Raw genomic sequence first — 16,632 nt, 5'->3', positions numbered from 1 at the left:
AGCCTCGCGGTGCCGGTGGCGGTGGGGGAAGAGGTACGGCGGGGGCGCACGAGTGCACGCGGGCGCGCCGGATGGCCGGAACTGGCCGCCCGAGCGGCGGTGTCGCCCTTGTTCGTCCGGTTCGCCGACGGGCTCCCGTCCCGATGCCCGGCCCCCCGCGTCGCCGAACTGCCGTGCCTGCGAACATGCGTGCAGCCGTCGGCGCGTGTCGCGGCCGGCGCTACGACCGCAGGACGCCCAGAACGACGTTCAAGGGGGAAAGCTCTTCATGACCCACCGGATATCCGGCCGAGCCGGGGCGCTCGCGACCGCCCTCGGTGCCACGCTGCTCGCCGGCACCACCGCCCTCCCGGCCGCGGCGGCGCCGACGCCCGCCGTCAGCTGCTCCTCCGCGAAGGCGGGGCTGGCCGACAAGCTGACCAAGGACATCACGACCGCCCTGGCCGGCCGCGAGGGCACCGTCGCCGTCGGGCTGTACGACCGTGCCACGGACACCACCTGCACGCTGAACGCCGGCACGGCCTTCGACTCGGCCAGCAGTGTCAAGGTGACCGTGCTGGCCGCGCTGCTGTGGGACGCCAAGAAGCAGAACCGGTACCTGACCGACACCGAGTCCACGCTCGCCACCGCGATGATCACCGAGTCGGACAACGACGCGACGAGCAAGCTGTGGAAGCAACTGGGCGTGGCGAAGATCCAGGGCTTCCTGACCGCCGCCGGGATGACGAAGACCGTGCCGGGCGCGGACGGTTACTGGGGGCTGACCCAGGAGAACCTGACGGACGAGCAGAAGCTGCTCAAGCTGGTCACCGCCAGGAACAGCGTGCTGAGCGACAACTCCCGTGCCTACGTCCTGAAGTTGATGGGTCAGGTCGTCGCGGACCAGCGCTGGGGCACCCCGGCCGGTGCGCCGTCGTCGGTCTCCGTGCACGTCAAGAACGGCTGGCTGGAGCGCTCCACGCACGGCTGGCGGGTGCACAGCCTGGGCACCTTCAACGGCGCCGGCCACGACTACATGATCACCGTGCTGACGCAGGACGACAGCACGATGGACTACGGCGTCGCCACCATCCAGAACGTGTCCCGGGCCATCCACAAGGACCTGGTCCCGGCCGCCCCCGGTGTCACCCGCTACACCCCGACCGGCCGGCCGAGCGAGGCGTTCGTCGCCGTACCGCCTCGGGGCTGATCCGGGGCCGCGGTTTCACGGGGCGGTCTCCCGCCGGACACCGATCCGGCCTACGGTGACCGGCATGCGCCCGAGAACCTTACTCACCAGCCTGACCGCCGCACTGGCGGTGGCCGCCTGCCTCTCCGGCGGGCCGGCCGCCGCCGGCACACCGTCCGGCCACGCCTGTTCACCGCGTGTCCAGCTCGACCGCTTCTCCGACGCGCTCGACAAGACGACGTACGACGGCACCTTCGTCGGCAACCTCTCCGCCCTCGCCGTGGACCGGGACGGTTCGCTCGCGGCGCTGGAGGACCGCTCGGTCCTGCTCCGCCTGGACGCCCGCACCCTGCGGCCCGAGTCGGCCGTCCACCTCGCCGACGAGACGGGCGCCGACCTCGACTCCGAGGGCCTGGTGGTCGACCGCGACGGCACCCGGCTGATCACCTCCGAGACCGAGCCGTCCGTGCGCCGCTACACCCGCGACGGGCGGATCCTCGACCGGCTCCCGGTGCCGCCCTCCCTGCGCACCGCCCCGGCCGGCCGCGCCACCGCCAACCAGACCTTCGAGGGCCTGACGCTGCTGCCCGGCGGCCGCACCCTGGTGGCCTCCATGGAGTCCGCGCTGTCCGGCGACGCCGCCGGCACCGTCCGCTTCCAGACCTGGCGGCGCGCCGCGGACGGCCGGTTCCGGCTCGCCGCCCAGTACGCCTACCGCACCGACGCCGGCCTGGGCGTCCCCGAGGTCCAGGCGATCCCCGGCGGGCGCCTCCTCGTCCTGGAACGCGGCTTCACCCCCGGCGTGGGCAACACTGTCCGCCTCTACCTGGCCGACCCGCGCCACGCCACGGACACCCGCAGCGTCGAGCACCTGACCGGGCAGGACGGTGTCCGCCCGGCCGCCAAGACGCTGCTGGCCGACATCGCCGACTGCCCGTCCCTGGGCGCGACGGCCCGGCAGCCGCAGCCCAACCCGCTGCTCGACAACATCGAGGGCATGACGGTCACCGGCCGGGACCGCGCGGGCCGCCTGCGGGTCCTGCTGGTCAGCGACGACAACCAGAACGCCGCCCAGACCACCCGCCTGTACTTCCTGCGGGTGCGCACGACCTGACCCGGGAGCCGCCCGGCGGTCAGGACCCGTCCCGGCCGTCGCCCGTGCCGGGCTCCGGCTCGTCCAGGAGGCCGCTCTGGGCGGTCAGATAGGCGAGCTGGGCCCGGCTCTTGCTGCCGAGCAGGTCGGACACCTTCTTCAGGTGGGTGGCCACGCTGCGGGTGCTCATGCCGAGCCGGCCGGCGATGGCGGCGTCCGTGTAGCCGTCGACCATGAGGCGCAGCACCCGCAGCCGGGTCTCGTCGGTGAGCAGTCGGGGGCGCTGCTGGTCCTGCCCGTAGACGATCGGGTCGCCCCGCTCCCAGGCGTGCTCGAAGACCGAGACGAGGAAGTGCACCAGTCCGGGGTCGGTGACCCGCAGGGCGTGGTCGCGGTGTTCCTTCTCCATGTCGGGGATGAACGCCACTTCGCGGTCGTAGATGAGTAAACGGTCGAAGACCTCGTCCACGGTGCGCACCTGCACACCGACGGCGGTGACGGCCTTGATGTAGTCGAGCGTCGGGCCGTGGGCCCGCACCGTGTGCTGGTAGAGCCGGCGTTGGAGCACGCCCCTGCGCTGGGCCTCGAGGGCGAGCGGCAGGGACCGGACGAGCATGTGCTCGGGTCTGCCGCCGCCGGGGTGCGCGGTCAGCACCTCGCGGACGGCGGACCGGGCGGCCTCGTCCACCGCCGCGGTGATCAGCGATTCTCCGGTGAGCCGCTGCACCACGTCGGCGTCGTTGCGGCGCAGGTCCCGGTAGACGCCCTCCACCTGTGACATCGTCGTACGGACGGCCGTCAGGGCCCGCTGGTGGTCGAGGATGCCCTGTTCCAGGGGCCGGGTCAGGGCGGCGGTGGCCACCTCGGGCGGCACGGGGACCAGCGTCCGCTCGTCACCCACCGCGGGCGTCAGCAGGCCGAGCGTGAGCAGACACTCCGGGACGCGCTCCCGCGCGGCCCTCCCGGACCGTACGGCGCTCCGGTAGAACTCCGCGCCCTCCGGGCAGAGCTCTGTTTGGCCGCCACCCTCACCTATGTCCGTTTTGCTGCACACGACGCCCCCTTCGCACTTCTGCAATGCATGATCATGAGGCCTGGTATCGCTTCCGGCAACTTCCCCGGCGCGGCATTCTTTCTGTGCAGGGCGGCGATCACTTGAATGGCCGCCCGCACGTATCCAGGGGGGACTGGAAATGAAGCGCTCTCAGTTGGTCCGCAGATTCACAGGCGCCGTCGCGGTGTTCACCGCGGCCCTCGCATTCTCCGCCGGCCTTCTCGGTGCCGGCCGCGACGCCGGAACGGCGGCCGCCGGCGCGGTCACGCACATGAGCGACGACAGCTGGGGATGAGCGACGGCGACGTCGGCTGACGTCACGTCATATCCGCTCAGCGGACGACCGATTGTCAGCGCGTGCCGGCCGGGGGGCCGACCGGCGTGCGCGACGGTCGTAAGAAATACGTAGGAAAACGCCGTACGGCCATGTCCGCATGTCGAAATTGTGAGGAGACAACGAATGAGCCTTGCTGTAATGGCCCCGAAGTGCCTCGTGTGCGATACCGAATTCCAGGTCCAGGAGGACTGGGAGAAGGGTGAGATCACCGAGTGCGCCGCCTGCGGGCAGGAACACGAGGTGGTCGAGAAGTCCGGTGCCGTGGTACGCCTCGACCTCGCTCCCGAGGTGGAAGAGGACTGGGGCGAGTGACGGTCGCCGACCAGGTCCTGCTCTCGGTCACGATGCTGCGTCCCGAGGAGAAACTCCTCCTCGGGGCGCTGCGCGCCCAGGGGCTCGCGGCCCGTCCGCTGCTCCTGGAGGACCTCTCCGCGGTCGTGGCGGGGGAGGCCGGCCCGGCCGCCCTCGCCCTGATCAGGAACCTCTCCCACCGCGAGGCGATCAGCGTCTCGCGCCGGCTGGAACACGCCGGCGTCACCACCCTGAACCGGGCGGCGGCCATCGAGACCTGCAACGACAAGGGCCTCCAGGCCCTGCTGTTCGCCCGGCACGGCATCCCCCACCCCGCCACCCGGCACGCCTTCAGCTACGACCAGGTCCGCGCACGCGTCACCGAGCTGGGCCTGCCCGCCGTCGTCAAGCCGGTCAGCGGCTCGTGGGGACGCGGGGTCACCAAGATGGCCAACGCCGAGTGCGTCGAGGCGTGGGCCGGCGGCCGGGAGTCCGCGGACGCCTCGGGCAAGCTGTTCCCCGTCGTCGTCCAGGAGTACGTCGACAAGCCGGGCCACGACCTGCGGGTGGTGGTCGTCGGGCGCAGCCCCGTGGTGGCGATCCAGCGCGTCTCGGACGACTGGCGCACCAACACCCACCTGGGCGCCGAGGTCCGGCGCACCGAGGTCACCCCCGAGATCGAGAAGCTCTGCGGGCAGGTCGTCGACGTCCTCGGCCCCGGCTTCTACGGCGTGGACCTGGTCGAGGACCGGGCCACCGGGAACCTGCTCGTCCTCGAGGTCAACGCCAATCCCGAGTTCGCCCGCTCCTCCGCCCGGCACGGCGTGGACGTCGCCGGCCTGCTCGCCGCGTACGTCGCGGAACAGCTCGCCGCCGCGGCCCTGTGACCCGGACCGGCCCGCACAAGACCGGAGAAGAACCGACACCCATGGAACTGTTCGACACCGCCACGGTGCTCACCCGCGTCCTCACCTCGGGCGTGGTCATGAGCATCGAGAAGAGCGACCGGGAACTGCCCGGTCTGGAACGGCTGCTGACCAAGCGGACCGGGCGCGCCAGGGCCGTCCTCCTCAACAGCCGCACCGGCGCCCTGCACGCCGCCCTGGCCGGTCAGGGCATCGGGCACGGCGGCACCGCCGTCGTCCCCGACATCGACGACGCCGGCCGGGCGTTCCTCGCCTGGCTCGGCGTCACCGTCACGGCCGACGGCGGCCCGGTGACGTACGACCACGTGTCCCTCGGCCCGGACAACGCCGACCGCCTGCCCGAGCTGGCCGCCGGCGCCACCGCCCCCGCGCTGGTGGTGGACCTCACCGGGCTCGGTTTCGGGCCGGCCGCCGCCGTGCTCACCGACGACGAGCTGATCTGGGCCCGCGCCGAACGGCTGAAGATCTTCGGCGCCCACGACCTGCGGACCATGTGGACGCAGGAGGAGGCCGACCTCTCCCTGGTCCCCGGCGTCCAGTTCAACTACCGGCTCAGCCCGCTCGTGGCCGCCTGCGCGCGGATGGCCCTGACCCAGGCGGCCCGACCCGCCGCCTCCGGAGCCCACTGATGATCACCGATTTTCCCGCGGCCCCGCTGCCGCTTCCCGACGCCGCCGCCGTCGAGGAGGAACTCGCCGCCCTCGGCGGGGACGAGATGATCCCCAAGGCGCTGCGCCGCACGCTCTTCCCGGTCATCACCAAGGAAGACGTCTTCGGTCTGATGCTCGCCCAGCGGCAGGCCCCGGAGAAGGTCGTCGCCGACTTCGCCGAGGCCTACCGGGCGTACGTCGGCGCCGCCCACGCCCTGCCCACCGCCAGCGGCACCTCCAGCCTGCACATGGCCCTGGTGGGCGCGGGCGTCCGGCCCGGCGACGAGGTGATCGTCCCGGCGTTCACCTTCATCGCCACCGCCCAGGCCGTCGTCGCCGCCCACGCCGTCCCGGTCTTCGTCGACATCGACCCGGTCACCTACTGCATGGACCCCGCGGCGGCGGCCGCCGCGGTCACCGACCGCACCCGCGCCCTGATGCCGGTGCACGTCCACGGCCTGCCCGCCGACGTGCCGGCCCTGCGCGCCCTCGCGGACCGCCACGGCATCGCCCTGGTGGAGGACGCCTCGCACGCCCACTCCGCGAGGATCGGCGACCGGGTCGCCGGCTCCCTCGGCGACGCGGCGGGCCAGAGCCTGATGGCCGACAAGAACTTCCCGCTCGGCGGCGAGGGCGGCATCGCCTTCTTCGCCACCGGGGAGGCGTACGAGCGCGCCACCGCCTACCTGGAGCGGCACGGCATCGACTACGGCATGTCCTGGGTCGCCGCCGCCTTCGGCAGCAGCCAGCTGCGCCGCCTGCCGTACTACGACCGGATCCGCGCCCGCAACGCCGCCCTGCTCGGCGAGGCCCTGGACGGCACCGGCCTGTTCGCGGCGCCGCACGTGCCCGACGGCCACGTCCACGCCTACAACATGTACCGGATCACCCTGCGCCCCGAGGCGGTCGGACTGGACGACCTGCCGGTGTTCGCGGTGAAGGAGGCGGCGCACGAACTGCTCGTCGCCGAGGGCGTGCCGGCCCGCGAGTGGCAGAACACCCCGATCCCGTGCCACCTGCCCTTCCGGCACCGGGACGGCTTCGGCGGGGGCTATCCGTTCACGCTCAACCCGGCCGCCGTGCGCGATCACCGCCCGCAGGACTTCCCCGTCACGCTGGGCATGCTCGACTCCACCCTGGTGCTCTGCCGCGAGCTGCGCTCCCCGGTCGAGTACGAGCGCATCCTGCGCTACGCCGACGCCTTCCGGAAGGTGGCCCGCCGGCCCGACGCGATCCGCAAGCTCGTCGAGACGCGCGCGTACCGGCGCCCGTACGAGAAGGCGGCCCGCCTTGGCTGACACGGCCCCGCACCAGACGATCCGCGTCGCCGTCATCGGCGCCAGCGGCTACACCGGCGGCGAGGTGATCCGCCTGCTGCTCGAACACCCCCACGTCGAGCTGGCGTTCCTGTCGGCAGAGCGCGCCGCGGGCGCCGCCGTCGGCAGCGTCCACCCCTGGCTGCGCAACCACCCGCGGGCGGCCGGCCTCACCTTCCGCCCGCTCGCCGAACTGGCGGAGGTCGACCCCGTCGACATCGCCTTCGGCTGCCTGCCGACCGGCACCCTGCCCGAGCGGCTGCCGCTGATCGCCGGGCACGCGAAGCGGGTGCTGAACCTCGGCGGCGACTTCCGGCTGCGGGACACCGGCGACATCCGCCGGCACTACCCGGCCACCGCCGTCCACCCGCCGCTGGAGGACTTCGCCTACTACGTCCCCGAGCTGAGCCCCGCCGTCCCCGAGGGCCGCTTCGTCAACCTGCCCGGGTGCATGGCCGTCACCACGGTCTACGCCCTGTACCCGCTGTTCGCCCAGGACGAGCCGCTGGTCACCGACCGGGTCGTCGTCGACGCCAAGACCGGCTCCACCGGCGGCGGACGCGGCGGCGGCGAACCCCCGGCGGAACGCACCGGCAACTTCCGCGTGCACAAGCTGCACGGCCACCGGCACGGCCCGGAGATCCGGCAGGCCCTCGCCGACTTCACCGGCACCGCCGTCGACCTGCGCTTCTCCACGCACAGTCTCGACGTGGCCCGCGGCATCATGATCACCGCCTACAGCGAGCTGCGCGACGGGGTGACCGCGCTGGACGTCAAGCGCGCCTACGCCAAGGCGTACGTCGGCAGGCCGTTCGTCCGGGTGCGTCCGGCGCCCAAGGCACCGCAGGACTTCCCGATGCTCAAGGCCGTCGTCGGCTCGAACGTCGCCGAGGTCGCCATCGCCGTCCGGGACGGCCAGTGCGTCACCGTGGCCGCCCTCGACAACCTGATCAAGGGTGCCGCCGGGCAGGCCGTGCAGGCCATGAACCTGATCTCCGGCTTCCCCGAGGCGGCCGGGCTGCCCACCACGGCGGTGTCGCCATGACCCGCCCCCTCTACGTCGTCAAGGCGGGCAGCGCCACCCTCGACCGCGGCACCGTGCTGAAGGAGATCGCGGACCTGGTGGCCCGCGGTGCCCGGGTGCTGCTGATCGCCGGCGGCGCCACCGGCATCGAACGGCACTACACCGCCATCGGCCGCCCGATGCCCCGGCTGCGGCTCGCGAACGGTGACGAGGTGCGCTACTGCCCGCCCGAGGAGATGGCCCACCTGGTCGACGCCTACGAGCGGGTCACCCTGCCCGCCGTCGAGCAGGGCCTCAGGCAGCTCGGACTGGACGCCTTCACGGCCGTCGCCTCCCGCGGCCGGCTGGTCACCGGCCGGGCCAACCGCCCGCTGAAGGTCCGCACCGCCGAGGGCCGGTCCGTCGTGGTCCGCGACCACCGGGCGGGCCTGCCCACCGAGGCGGACACCGCCCGGCTGACGGCCCTGCTGGAGGCGTACGACGTCGTCTGCCTGTCCCCGCCGGTCGCCGACGCGGCGGGCGGCGCCCCGCTCAACGTCGACGCCGACGTGCTGGCCGCCGTCCTCGCCCTCGCCCTGGACGCCGACCACCTGCGCCTGGTCACCGGCACCGCCGGGCTGCTCACCGACCCGGCCGACCCGGCCTCGACGCTGTCCGACGCCTATCCCGGCGACGCGGCGCGCTACGCCGGGGGCAGGATGCGGCAGAAGGTCCGGGCCGCCGAGATCGCCCTGGAGGGCGGCAGCGCGGACGTGGCCATCACCGGCCCGCACGTCATGGGCGACCTCGCCGGCTGGACCCGTTTCTGGCGCACCCGGCAGCCCACCGCCGACCTCACCCTGCTCACCCGGGTCGTCGGTGTCCCGTCGGTCTCGGGCGACGAGGGCGAACTCGCCGCCTACCTCGCCGAATGGTGCCGGGAGCGCGGCATGGAGGCCCACGTCGACGCGGTCGGCAACCTGGTCGCCGCCCGCGGCCGCGGCCCCCGCCGGCTGCTGCTCCTCGGCCACCTCGACACCGTCCCGCACCGGTGGCCCGCCGCCTGGCGCGGACAGGAGCTGTGGGGGCGGGGCAGCGTCGACGCCAAGGCCAGCCTCGCCGCGTTCCTGGAGGTTCTCGCGCACGCCGACATCCCCGAGGACGGCCGGCTCGTCGTGGTCGGCGCGGTCGAGGAGGAGATCTCCTCCTCCAAGGGCGCCTTCCACGCCCGTGACCACTACCCGGCGGACGCGGTCGTCATCGGCGAGCCCAGTGGCGCGCACAAGCTGACCCTCGGCTACTTCGGGCTGTTCAAGCTGAGGGTGACGGCCGCCGTGACCACCGGTCACTCGGCCGGCATGGACGCGGTGTCCGCGCCGGACCGCCTCATCGACGCCTTGGCCGCCATCCGGGCCGACGTCCTGGCCGCCGCGCCGGACGCGCTCAGCGCCGTCATCGAGGTCGGCAGCGAGACAGGCCGGCAGCGGAGCCGGGGCACCGGCGTCCTCAACTTCCGTGTCCCGCCCGGCGCCGACCTGGACGCGCTGCGGGCCGCCGCGCTCGCCCACACCGGCGACGACGTCACCGTCGAGGTGCTGCGGGCCACGCCCGGCTACGCCGGCGGTCGCTCCGGGCCGCTGGTGAAGGTCTTCACCCGGGCCTTCGCCGACGCCGGCATCCGGCCCCGGTTCGTGGTGAAGAAGGGCACCTCCGACATGAACACCCTGGCCACGACCTGGCACGACGTGCCGATGGTGGCGTACGGGCCGGGCGACTCCGCCCTGGACCACACCGACGAGGAGCGCATCGGCGCCATGGAGTACCGCACCGCCCGCTCACTGCTCGCCGACGCGGTCAACCGGTGGTTCTCGCTGCCCGAGGGGAGCCGTCGATGACCGCCGTGACCGAGCGGCCCGTCACCTCCCGGGCCGATCTCGCCACCCTCGCCGAACGCGCCGTGGCGGCCCGCCGGCTCGTCGTCGACATGGCGGCGGGTCCGCGCGGCTGCCACCTCGGCGGCAGCCTGTCCGTGCTGGACATCCTCCTCGTGGCCCTGGACCGGGCCGCCGCCGGCGACGGCACGGAGGTCGTGCTCAGCAAGGGCCACGCCGCCGCCGGACTGTACGCGGCGCTGCACGTCAGCGGCGTCCTGCCGGACGACCCGGCGCCGCGCTACGGCCGGGCCGGCGAGCCCTACACCGGGCACCCCGGGCCCGGGGTGCCGGGCGTCCGGTTCCCGACCGGCAGCCTCGGCCACGGCGTGCCCTACGCCGCCGGCTGGGCACTGGCCCGGCGGATCGGCGGGCAGGGCGGCCTCGGCATCGCCGTGGCCGGCGACGGCGAGCTCCAGGAGGGCCTGGTCTGGGAGACCTGCCAGGTCGCCGCCGCGCAGCGGCTGGGCAACCTGGTCCTCGTCGTGGACGTCAACGGCGGCCAGAACGACGGCCTGGTGGCGGACATCTCGCCGCTGCCCCGGCTCGCCGAGCGGTTCGCCGCCTTCGGGTTCGACGTGGCCGAGGTCGACGGGCACGACCACGCGGCACTGACCGAGGTCCTCGCCGGCGACCGCCGGGCCGAGCACCGGCCGCTGGCCGTCCTCGCCCGGACCGTCAAGGGCAAGGGCGTGCCGGCCGTGGAGGGCCGGGCGGGCTCCCACTACGTGACCATCGACGCCGCCCGCGCCGCCAAGTGGAAGCGAGCCATCCGATGACCGCCGTGACCGACGCCCCCGCCCCGCTCCCCGGCCGGGACGCCTACCGCGACGAGCTGACCCGGCTCGCCGTCGACGATCCCGCGATCCTCTGCCTGGAGGCGGACCTGGGCGGCAAGGGCCACCCGTTCCAGGCGGCCCACCCCGGCCGTTTCTTCAACCTCGGGATCGCCGAGGGCGCCATGGTCGACATGGCGGCGGGCCTCGCCGCGGGCGGCTACCGCCCGTTCGTCAGCACCTTCGCGCCGTTCGCCGCGCTGCGCGCCGCCGAGAGCCTGAAGCTGACCCTCGGCTACCTGAACGCCGGGGTCACCGTGGTGGCGCCGTACGCGGGTGTCTCCGGCGCCTGGTTCGGCACCACCCACCACTGCCTGGAGGACCTCGCGGTGCTGCGCGCCATCCCGGGCGTCACCGTCGCCGCGCCCCACGGCGAGGCCGAGATGCGCGCGGTGGTCCGGGCCGCGGCCCGCTCCGGGCGCCCGCACTACATCCGCACCGGGCGCAACGCCCGCTACGCCTCCCTCCCGCTGCCCGCCGGAGCGGAACTCCCGGACGTGAACTGGGAGTCCACGGCCGGACCGGACGCCGTCTGCCTGGTGTCGGTGGGCGAGGAGGGCACCCGCCTGGCCGTCGAGGCCAGGACCCGGACACCGGGCACCGCGCACGCGCACCTGGTGTACGCCGACCACGAGCACCTCACCCGTTCCGCGGCGGAACTGGCGCGCCGGCACCGCCGGTTCGTCGTCGTCGAGGAACACCGCGGCCAGGGCGGCGTCGCCGAGGCGCTGGCCCTGCTGCTGCCCCGCTGCGAGGTCACCTCCGTCGCCGCGGACCGCCGCTGGCCCTCGCACGGCGGCGACCACCCCGAGGTCATGGCCGCCGTCGGCCTCGACCTGGCCGCCGTCCTGGACGCGCTGACCCGCGCCGCCGCCCCCCACGCCACCCACCACCCAAGGAGCCTGGCATGCACATCCTGATGATCGAATGCAACCCCAACGGCATCGCCGGCATCGCCAACGCCCTGGAGCTGGGCCACGACGTCACGCTCGTCTCGGTCGACCCCGGCTTCTACCTCGGCGCCTCCCCGCTGGCCGAGGCCGCCTACGCGCACCCCAACTGCCACGTGGTCCACAGCGAGGAGGCGTTCTCCATCGAGGAGCTGACGGCGCTGGCCCGCCGGCTGCACGCGGAGAACCCGGTCCACGGGGTGACCACGTACAGCGAGTACCACACCGTCCACACCGCGGCCGTCGCCGAGGCGCTCGGCCTGCCCGGCATGAGCGTCGACGGCGCCCGCAACGCCCGTCACAAGCACCTCACCCGCCTCACCCTGGACGGCACCGGCATCCGCCAGCCGCGCTTCGCGCACGTCGCCGACGCCGACGACCCGGCGGCCGTCGAGGCCGCCGTCCGCGAGATCGGCTTCCCCTGCGTGGTCAAGCCGTCCGACGGCACCGCCAGCCTGCACGTGCTGCACCTGAAGGACGAGGAGGACCTGCGCGGCTACCTCGCCGAGCTGCGGGACGTCGCCGACTACGGGCGCGGCGTGACGCGCATCCCGGACGTGCTGATCGAGGAGTTCGTCACCGGCGAGCTGATCTCGGTGGAGTCCTGTGTGCTGGGCGGCGGCGAGATCGTCAACCTCGGCCTGACCGATCGGCCGCTGAGCGGCTTCCCCCACTTCATCGAGATGGGCGCCACCTACTTCACCGGGCACCCCCTCCAGGACGAGCTGTTCGCCATGACCACCCGCGTCCTGGCCGGACTCGGCGTGGACTTCGGCTTCATCCACACCGAGTACCTGCTCGGCCCGGACGGCCCGGTGCTGTGCGAGGTCAACGGCCGCCTCATCGGCGGGATCGTGCCGACCCTGATGCAGCTCAGCTCCGGTGTCGACCCCTACCTGGAGGTCATCCGGCAGGCCCTGGGCGAGCGCCCCGAGCTGCCCTTCCCCGGCGACACCACGGCCGGCGGCCACTGGTTCGGCGCCCCGGTCGCCGGCACGGTCGAGCGGATCGGATTCGACGCGCTGACCGCCCTGCCCGGCTACCACCACGCCCTCGCCTACAAGAAGCCCGGCACCGCCGTCACCCGGCTGTCCCGCTCCAACTTCGACTGGATCGGGCACGTCATCTTCACCGGAGCCGACCGCACCGAGGTCAACAAGCGCTGCGAGGAGGCCCTGGACCTGATCGACCTCGGGATGCGGGTCGAGGTGGCCCGGTGAGCGGGCGGGCACTCACCGGCGTCGCCGTCCCCGGCCTCGACCCCGACGCCGTCTTCGACGTCACGGTCGAGGACGGCGTCCTCGCCCGGATCGAGCCCACCGGCCCCCGCCGCGGCGGGGAGCCGGAGCTGTGGCCCGGCCTGACCGAGACCCACGCCCACGTCTCGCTGCCCGCCAACTGGGACGACACCGCCGACGATCCGCGGATCGTGGCCTTGCAGTACCTCTACCACGGGGTGACCCACGTGGTGGACATGTTCGGCTTCCCCCTGGTCGCCGACGCCTGGCGGGAGGGGGCCGCCGCCTCGCCGTGGCCGTACCCGGAGATCGTCCACTGCGGGTACGCGGTCACCGCGCTGACCGACACCGCCGGACGCACCGGACACGGCGTCGAGTTCCCGGCGCCGGTGTACATGATCGGCGTCGAGGCCGACCTGGAGCAGGCGCTGCGGGCCAACGCCGCGCGCGGCGGCACCTTCCTCAAGGTGATGTTCACCGACGGCACCGAACAGCCGGGCAGCCCGGTGAAGTTCTCCCGGCTGTCGGAGGAGGTGCTGCGGTTCACCGCCCGGACGGCGGCCGAGCGCGGCATCCCCGCGGTCATCGACTGCAACACCCTCCAGGAGACCCGCTGGGCCTACGCGTGCGGCTTCCGGCTCTTCGCCCACACCGTGCGCGACCGCACCCTGGGCGCGGCCGAACGGGCGGAGCTGGCGGGCGCCCGGTTCGTCTCCACGCTGGCCGGTCTGCGCCCGATGGTCATGACGGGCGAGGAGTTCCTCGCCGAGTACGGCAGGGAGAGCTTCGCGCTCACCCAGGATCCGGCCAACCTGGACTTCGTCCGGGGCATCGAGAAGCCGTACGGCATCGGGTTCGGCTGCCAGGAGAGCCGTACCGCCGCCCTGGCCGACATGCGCCGCAACGCGCTCGCCGCCCTGCGCGACGGCAGCCTGCTGGTCGGCACCGACTCCGGCAACACCGGCGCCTTCCACGGTTACTCGCTGCTCAGCGAACTCGCCCTCCTGCGCGGCGACGACCCCGCGCTCGACGGGGCGCTACGCCACCACGCCACCTTCGGCGGCCGCCGTTACTTCGACGAGCTGCGCGGCGGGGCCTCCCCGGCCGGGCCGCTCGCCCCCGGCGCCGACGCCACCTACAACCTCCACGCCCCCGGCGCGCCCCTGACCGCGCTGCCGCTGGCCACCGTCGTCCGCGGTGTGCCGGTGGACCGCCCCGCCCTCGCGCGCGCCATCGCGGGCCTGCGCGCCACCGCACCGAACGGAAAGGCCACGCCGTGACCACTGAACGCAGGCGGGCGTTGATCGGCATCAACGCCGGCATCTTCCTCGCCCACATCGGCAACTACATCTGGTTCCCCCTCTTCGTCGCCTCCCTCGGGGACACCGACAGCGGCCTGTGGGCCGGTGTGGTGATGTGCATGACCTATGTGGGACGCCTCCTCGCCACCTTCTTCTACGAGGGTGTCGCCGCCCGCGTCGGCATCCGCGGCGCCGTGTTCGCCGGCACCGCCCTGGAGGCGACGGCCCTGTTCCTGATGGGCTTCGGCAGCGGCGTGGTCGCCTACAGCGTGCTCGCGCTGTTCATCGGCTTCGGCTCCGGCACCGCCTTCCCCGGCCTGAAGAACGTCCTCGTGTCCTACCCGGACGACGAGCGGCCCAAGGCGCTGTCGACGTTCCAGATGGCCGCGCAGGTCGGCCTGCTCGGCGGCGCGCTGCTCGGCGGCGCGCTGGCCGGGGTCGACCTGCGCGTCCTGTTCTCCGTGGTGTTCGCGATCTTCATCGGCTTCTGCCTCGCCTCCTCGGCGTTCATCCCGCGTGACGGGTTCCGGCCCCCGGCCGGCACCGCGGCGGCCGCGGCCGAACGTCCCCCGCTGTTCAGCACGGCGGTGTTCAAGGGCATCGAGGTGCGCGGCGCCACCCGCTACTTCCTGCTGTCGGCCGTGTTCTGGTTCCTGTCGATCGGCTTCATCGTCGGCATCCCGCTGCACATGGAGACCTACGTGCCCGGCTGGGCGCCCTCCGCGCCGTTCTGGGTCACCGGCCTGACCGTGCTCGTGCTCCAGTACCCGCTGTTCAAGACCCTCATCAAGCGGCTGAACCCCGGCACGGTCATGGCGATCGGCCTGACCGGCATGACCCTGGCCTTCCTGGCCTTCGGTGCCGGGCGCGGCGCCGGCTGGGTGTTCGCCGGCTGCCTGACCGTCGTGCTCGGTGACATCCTGTTCGTGCCGTCGTTCGACATGTGGGTCGCCCACAAGGTCCCCGAGGACCGGCTCGCCAAGGCCATGGGCGCCATGCACTTCTTCCGCAGCGCCGGGAACATGGCCGGCTCGTTGCTCGCAGGCGTCCTGTTCGACCTGTCCCGCTCGCTCGGCGTGCCCGGCGCGAACTGGTACGTCGCCGCCGTGGTGGCGGCCGGCTGCGCGCTGGTGTGCCTGGCCGACCGGGAGCCCGCCGGCGGCCGGGACGTCCCCGCCGCGCCGGACCCGCTGGAGGCGGTGGCGGCGGATGCCTGACGTCTGCGTCGTCGGCGGCACCCGGTTCGTGGGCAAGCTGCTGGTGCGGCGGCTGCTGGACGCGGGGCACCGGGTCACGGTGGTCAACCGCGGCCGTACCCCCGACCCCTTCGGGGACGCGGTGCGGCGGCTGCGCGCCGACGTGAACAGCCCCGGCGCGCTGACCGCCGCCGTCGCCGGGGAGCGGTTCGACGCCGTCGTGCACCAGATGTGCTACACGCCCCTGGCCGCCGCCGAGACCTGCGCGGCCTTCGCCGGCCGCGCCGGGAAGATCGTGCTGACCAGCAGCATGGAGGTGTACAACGCGGACACCTTCCGCTGGCGGCCGCCCGCCCCGCCCATGAGTGCCTTCGCCCGCGAGGAGGAGCTGGACCCGGCGCGCTACGCCTACGACACCGCGCTGCCCTGGGCCGACCCCGCCTACCTGGACGCCAACTACGGCGAGGGCAAGCGGCAGGCCGAGGCCGTGCTCGTGGACCGGGCGCGGGTGCCGGTGGTGCTGGCCCGGGTGGCGCACGTGCTGGCCGCCGAGGACGACTTCACCGGCCGGTTCCGCTTCCACGTGGACCGCATCCGGGAGGGGCGGCCCGTCGTGGCCCACGCCCGCCCCGGCCGTACCTCCCTGGCCCTCGCCGGGGAGGTGGCCGCCTTCCTCGCCTCCGCGGCCGTCTCCGGTGTCACCGGCGCGGTCAACGTGGCCTCGCCCGATCCCGTCGACGTCCACGACGTGTGCCGTGCGGTGGAGGCGGTCACCGGGCGCACGGCCCGGGTGGTGGAGAAGGCGGACGCGGCCGGTGACCCGGACCTGTCCCCGTTCTCCTGCCCGGCCGACTTCGGCATGGCGACCGGCCGCGCGGCGGCGCTGGGCCACCGGTTCACGCCGGCCGCCGAGTGGCTGCCCGAGCTGGCCCGGACCGTGGCGGAGCGGTCCGGCGCCGGCGCCACCGGGGGGCGCTGATGTTCGACCTGGTGGTGATCGTGCGGGTCCGCGAGGCCGGCGACATACCGGCGGTCGCCGGCGCGCTGGCCCGGATGCGCCCGCTGTGCCTGGCCGAGGCCGGCTGCGTCGCCTGGGAGGCGTACGCGTCCCAGGCGGACCCGGCCCGGTTCGTGCTGGTGGAGCGGTGGGCGGACCGCGCCCACTGGGAGGCGCACGGCTCCGGCGAGGCCATCCGGGAGATCTACGTCCCGGAGCTGCTGCCGCGCGTCGAACGCGAGGTGCACCCCGTCCGTCCGGTGCCCCCGATTGTTGCGGAGGGATGAAATCCGCATCCGCCGGCGTTGCAGCCTTGCGGTAGATCAGGTCCGACGGAAGGCACCG

Annotated in this window: 16 protein-coding genes; 15 read left to right on the top strand and 1 reads right to left on the bottom strand. The window is 73.7% G+C overall.

The features are described from left to right. Positions 1 to 268: 268 nt before the first annotated feature. Both ACIQVT_RS34040 and ACIQVT_RS34035 read left to right on the top strand, forming a co-directional pair. A complete protein-coding gene (locus ACIQVT_RS34040) occupies positions 269 to 1,189 on the top strand; it encodes a serine hydrolase (RefSeq protein ID WP_403763384.1) in 921 nt (306 codons plus the stop codon). A gap of 64 nt (positions 1,190 to 1,253) precedes the next feature. Next, the gene (locus ACIQVT_RS34035) at positions 1,254 to 2,282 is read left to right on the top strand and encodes an esterase-like activity of phytase family protein (RefSeq protein WP_403763381.1); all 1,029 of its coding nucleotides are present in this window, start codon (positions 1,254 to 1,256) and stop codon (positions 2,280 to 2,282) included. A 19-nt stretch (positions 2,283 to 2,301) separates the two neighbouring features. Here the strand turns inward: ACIQVT_RS34035 and ACIQVT_RS34030 are convergent, their stop codons facing one another. Further along, entirely contained in the window at positions 2,302 to 3,315 is a 1,014-nt protein-coding gene (locus ACIQVT_RS34030) for a LuxR C-terminal-related transcriptional regulator (RefSeq protein ID WP_403763378.1), read from the bottom strand. Between the two features lie 460 nt (positions 3,316 to 3,775). Between ACIQVT_RS34030 and ACIQVT_RS34025 the strand changes: the two genes are divergently transcribed. The 13 genes from ACIQVT_RS34025 to ACIQVT_RS33965 are packed head-to-tail and all read left to right on the top strand — an operon-like array spanning position 3,776 to position 16,574. Beyond that, positions 3,776 to 3,964 carry a lysine biosynthesis protein LysW gene (locus ACIQVT_RS34025; protein ID WP_403763375.1) on the top strand — a complete coding sequence of 63 codons (189 nt, stop codon included), beginning with the start codon at positions 3,776 to 3,778 and terminating at the stop codon, positions 3,962 to 3,964. Continuing rightward, positions 3,961 to 4,830: a RimK family alpha-L-glutamate ligase gene (locus ACIQVT_RS34020; protein WP_403763372.1), complete on the top strand. Its 870-nt coding sequence runs from the start codon at positions 3,961 to 3,963 to the stop codon at positions 4,828 to 4,830. Before ACIQVT_RS34025 ends, ACIQVT_RS34020 begins: the two co-directional genes overlap by 4 nt. Positions 4,831 to 4,871: 41 nt before the next feature. Continuing rightward, complete coding sequence (locus tag ACIQVT_RS34015; RefSeq protein WP_403763369.1) at positions 4,872 to 5,498, top strand: degT/DnrJ/EryC1/StrS aminotransferase; 627 nt, start codon at positions 4,872 to 4,874, stop codon at positions 5,496 to 5,498. Continuing rightward, a complete protein-coding gene (locus tag ACIQVT_RS34010; protein ID WP_403763367.1) occupies positions 5,498 to 6,817 on the top strand; it encodes a DegT/DnrJ/EryC1/StrS family aminotransferase in 1,320 nt (439 codons plus the stop codon). The genes ACIQVT_RS34015 and ACIQVT_RS34010 overlap by 1 nt, the downstream gene beginning before the upstream one ends. After that, positions 6,810 to 7,880, top strand: a complete 1,071-nt coding sequence (gene argC / locus ACIQVT_RS34005) for an N-acetyl-gamma-glutamyl-phosphate reductase (protein ID WP_403763364.1) — start codon at positions 6,810 to 6,812, stop codon at positions 7,878 to 7,880. Before ACIQVT_RS34010 ends, argC begins: the two co-directional genes overlap by 8 nt. Beyond that, positions 7,877 to 9,733: a M20/M25/M40 family metallo-hydrolase gene (locus ACIQVT_RS34000; protein WP_403763362.1), complete on the top strand. Its 1,857-nt coding sequence runs from the start codon at positions 7,877 to 7,879 to the stop codon at positions 9,731 to 9,733. Before argC ends, ACIQVT_RS34000 begins: the two co-directional genes overlap by 4 nt. Beyond that, entirely contained in the window at positions 9,730 to 10,548 is an 819-nt protein-coding gene (locus ACIQVT_RS33995; protein ID WP_403763359.1) for a thiamine pyrophosphate-dependent enzyme, read from the top strand. Before ACIQVT_RS34000 ends, ACIQVT_RS33995 begins: the two co-directional genes overlap by 4 nt. Further along, positions 10,545 to 11,525 (top strand): transketolase family protein, encoded by a 981-nt coding sequence (locus ACIQVT_RS33990; protein ID WP_403763356.1) that lies wholly within the window; start codon positions 10,545 to 10,547, stop codon positions 11,523 to 11,525. The genes ACIQVT_RS33995 and ACIQVT_RS33990 overlap by 4 nt, the downstream gene beginning before the upstream one ends. Beyond that, positions 11,513 to 12,775, top strand: a complete 1,263-nt coding sequence (locus ACIQVT_RS33985; protein ID WP_403763352.1) for an ATP-grasp domain-containing protein — start codon at positions 11,513 to 11,515, stop codon at positions 12,773 to 12,775. Before ACIQVT_RS33990 ends, ACIQVT_RS33985 begins: the two co-directional genes overlap by 13 nt. Beyond that, complete coding sequence (locus ACIQVT_RS33980) at positions 12,772 to 14,073, top strand: hydrolase (RefSeq protein ID WP_403763349.1); 1,302 nt, start codon at positions 12,772 to 12,774, stop codon at positions 14,071 to 14,073. Before ACIQVT_RS33985 ends, ACIQVT_RS33980 begins: the two co-directional genes overlap by 4 nt. Then, positions 14,070 to 15,311, top strand: a complete 1,242-nt coding sequence (locus ACIQVT_RS33975; RefSeq protein WP_403763346.1) for an MFS transporter — start codon at positions 14,070 to 14,072, stop codon at positions 15,309 to 15,311. Before ACIQVT_RS33980 ends, ACIQVT_RS33975 begins: the two co-directional genes overlap by 4 nt. Further along, complete coding sequence (locus ACIQVT_RS33970) at positions 15,304 to 16,269, top strand: NAD-dependent epimerase/dehydratase family protein (protein ID WP_403763343.1); 966 nt, start codon at positions 15,304 to 15,306, stop codon at positions 16,267 to 16,269. The genes ACIQVT_RS33975 and ACIQVT_RS33970 overlap by 8 nt, the downstream gene beginning before the upstream one ends. Then, a complete protein-coding gene (locus tag ACIQVT_RS33965; RefSeq protein ID WP_403763340.1) occupies positions 16,269 to 16,574 on the top strand; it encodes a putative quinol monooxygenase in 306 nt (101 codons plus the stop codon). The genes ACIQVT_RS33970 and ACIQVT_RS33965 overlap by 1 nt, the downstream gene beginning before the upstream one ends. The last annotated feature ends 58 nt before the right edge of the window (positions 16,575 to 16,632 follow it).

Source organism: Streptomyces sp. NPDC100445 (assembly GCF_044759735.1).
In the GTDB taxonomy this organism is placed as follows: Bacteria; Actinomycetota; Actinomycetes; order Streptomycetales; family Streptomycetaceae; genus Streptomyces.
Note: the sequence above shows the minus strand (reverse complement) of the source record. Positions and strands in the feature narration are given on the sequence as shown.

What these genes read in the sequence shown, in the direction of transcription:
- ACIQVT_RS34000 (WP_403763362.1), top strand. Translation starts at nt 7,877, where the DNA reads ATGACCCGCCCCCTCTACGTCGTCAAGGCGGGCAGCGCCACCCTCGAC.
- ACIQVT_RS33990 (WP_403763356.1), top strand. Translation starts at nt 10,545, where the DNA reads ATGACCGCCGTGACCGACGCCCCCGCCCCGCTCCCCGGCCGGGACGCC.
- ACIQVT_RS33985 (WP_403763352.1), top strand. Translation starts at nt 11,513, where the DNA reads ATGCACATCCTGATGATCGAATGCAACCCCAACGGCATCGCCGGCATC.
- ACIQVT_RS34015 (WP_403763369.1), top strand. Translation starts at nt 4,872, where the DNA reads ATGGAACTGTTCGACACCGCCACGGTGCTCACCCGCGTCCTCACCTCG.
- ACIQVT_RS33970 (WP_403763343.1), top strand. Translation starts at nt 15,304, where the DNA reads ATGCCTGACGTCTGCGTCGTCGGCGGCACCCGGTTCGTGGGCAAGCTG.
- ACIQVT_RS34010 (WP_403763367.1), top strand. Translation starts at nt 5,498, where the DNA reads ATGATCACCGATTTTCCCGCGGCCCCGCTGCCGCTTCCCGACGCCGCC.
- ACIQVT_RS33995 (WP_403763359.1), top strand. Translation starts at nt 9,730, where the DNA reads ATGACCGCCGTGACCGAGCGGCCCGTCACCTCCCGGGCCGATCTCGCC.
- ACIQVT_RS33965 (WP_403763340.1), top strand. Translation starts at nt 16,269, where the DNA reads ATGTTCGACCTGGTGGTGATCGTGCGGGTCCGCGAGGCCGGCGACATA.
- ACIQVT_RS34025 (WP_403763375.1), top strand. Translation starts at nt 3,776, where the DNA reads ATGAGCCTTGCTGTAATGGCCCCGAAGTGCCTCGTGTGCGATACCGAA.
- ACIQVT_RS34040 (WP_403763384.1), top strand. Translation starts at nt 269, where the DNA reads ATGACCCACCGGATATCCGGCCGAGCCGGGGCGCTCGCGACCGCCCTC.
- ACIQVT_RS34035 (WP_403763381.1), top strand. Translation starts at nt 1,254, where the DNA reads ATGCGCCCGAGAACCTTACTCACCAGCCTGACCGCCGCACTGGCGGTG.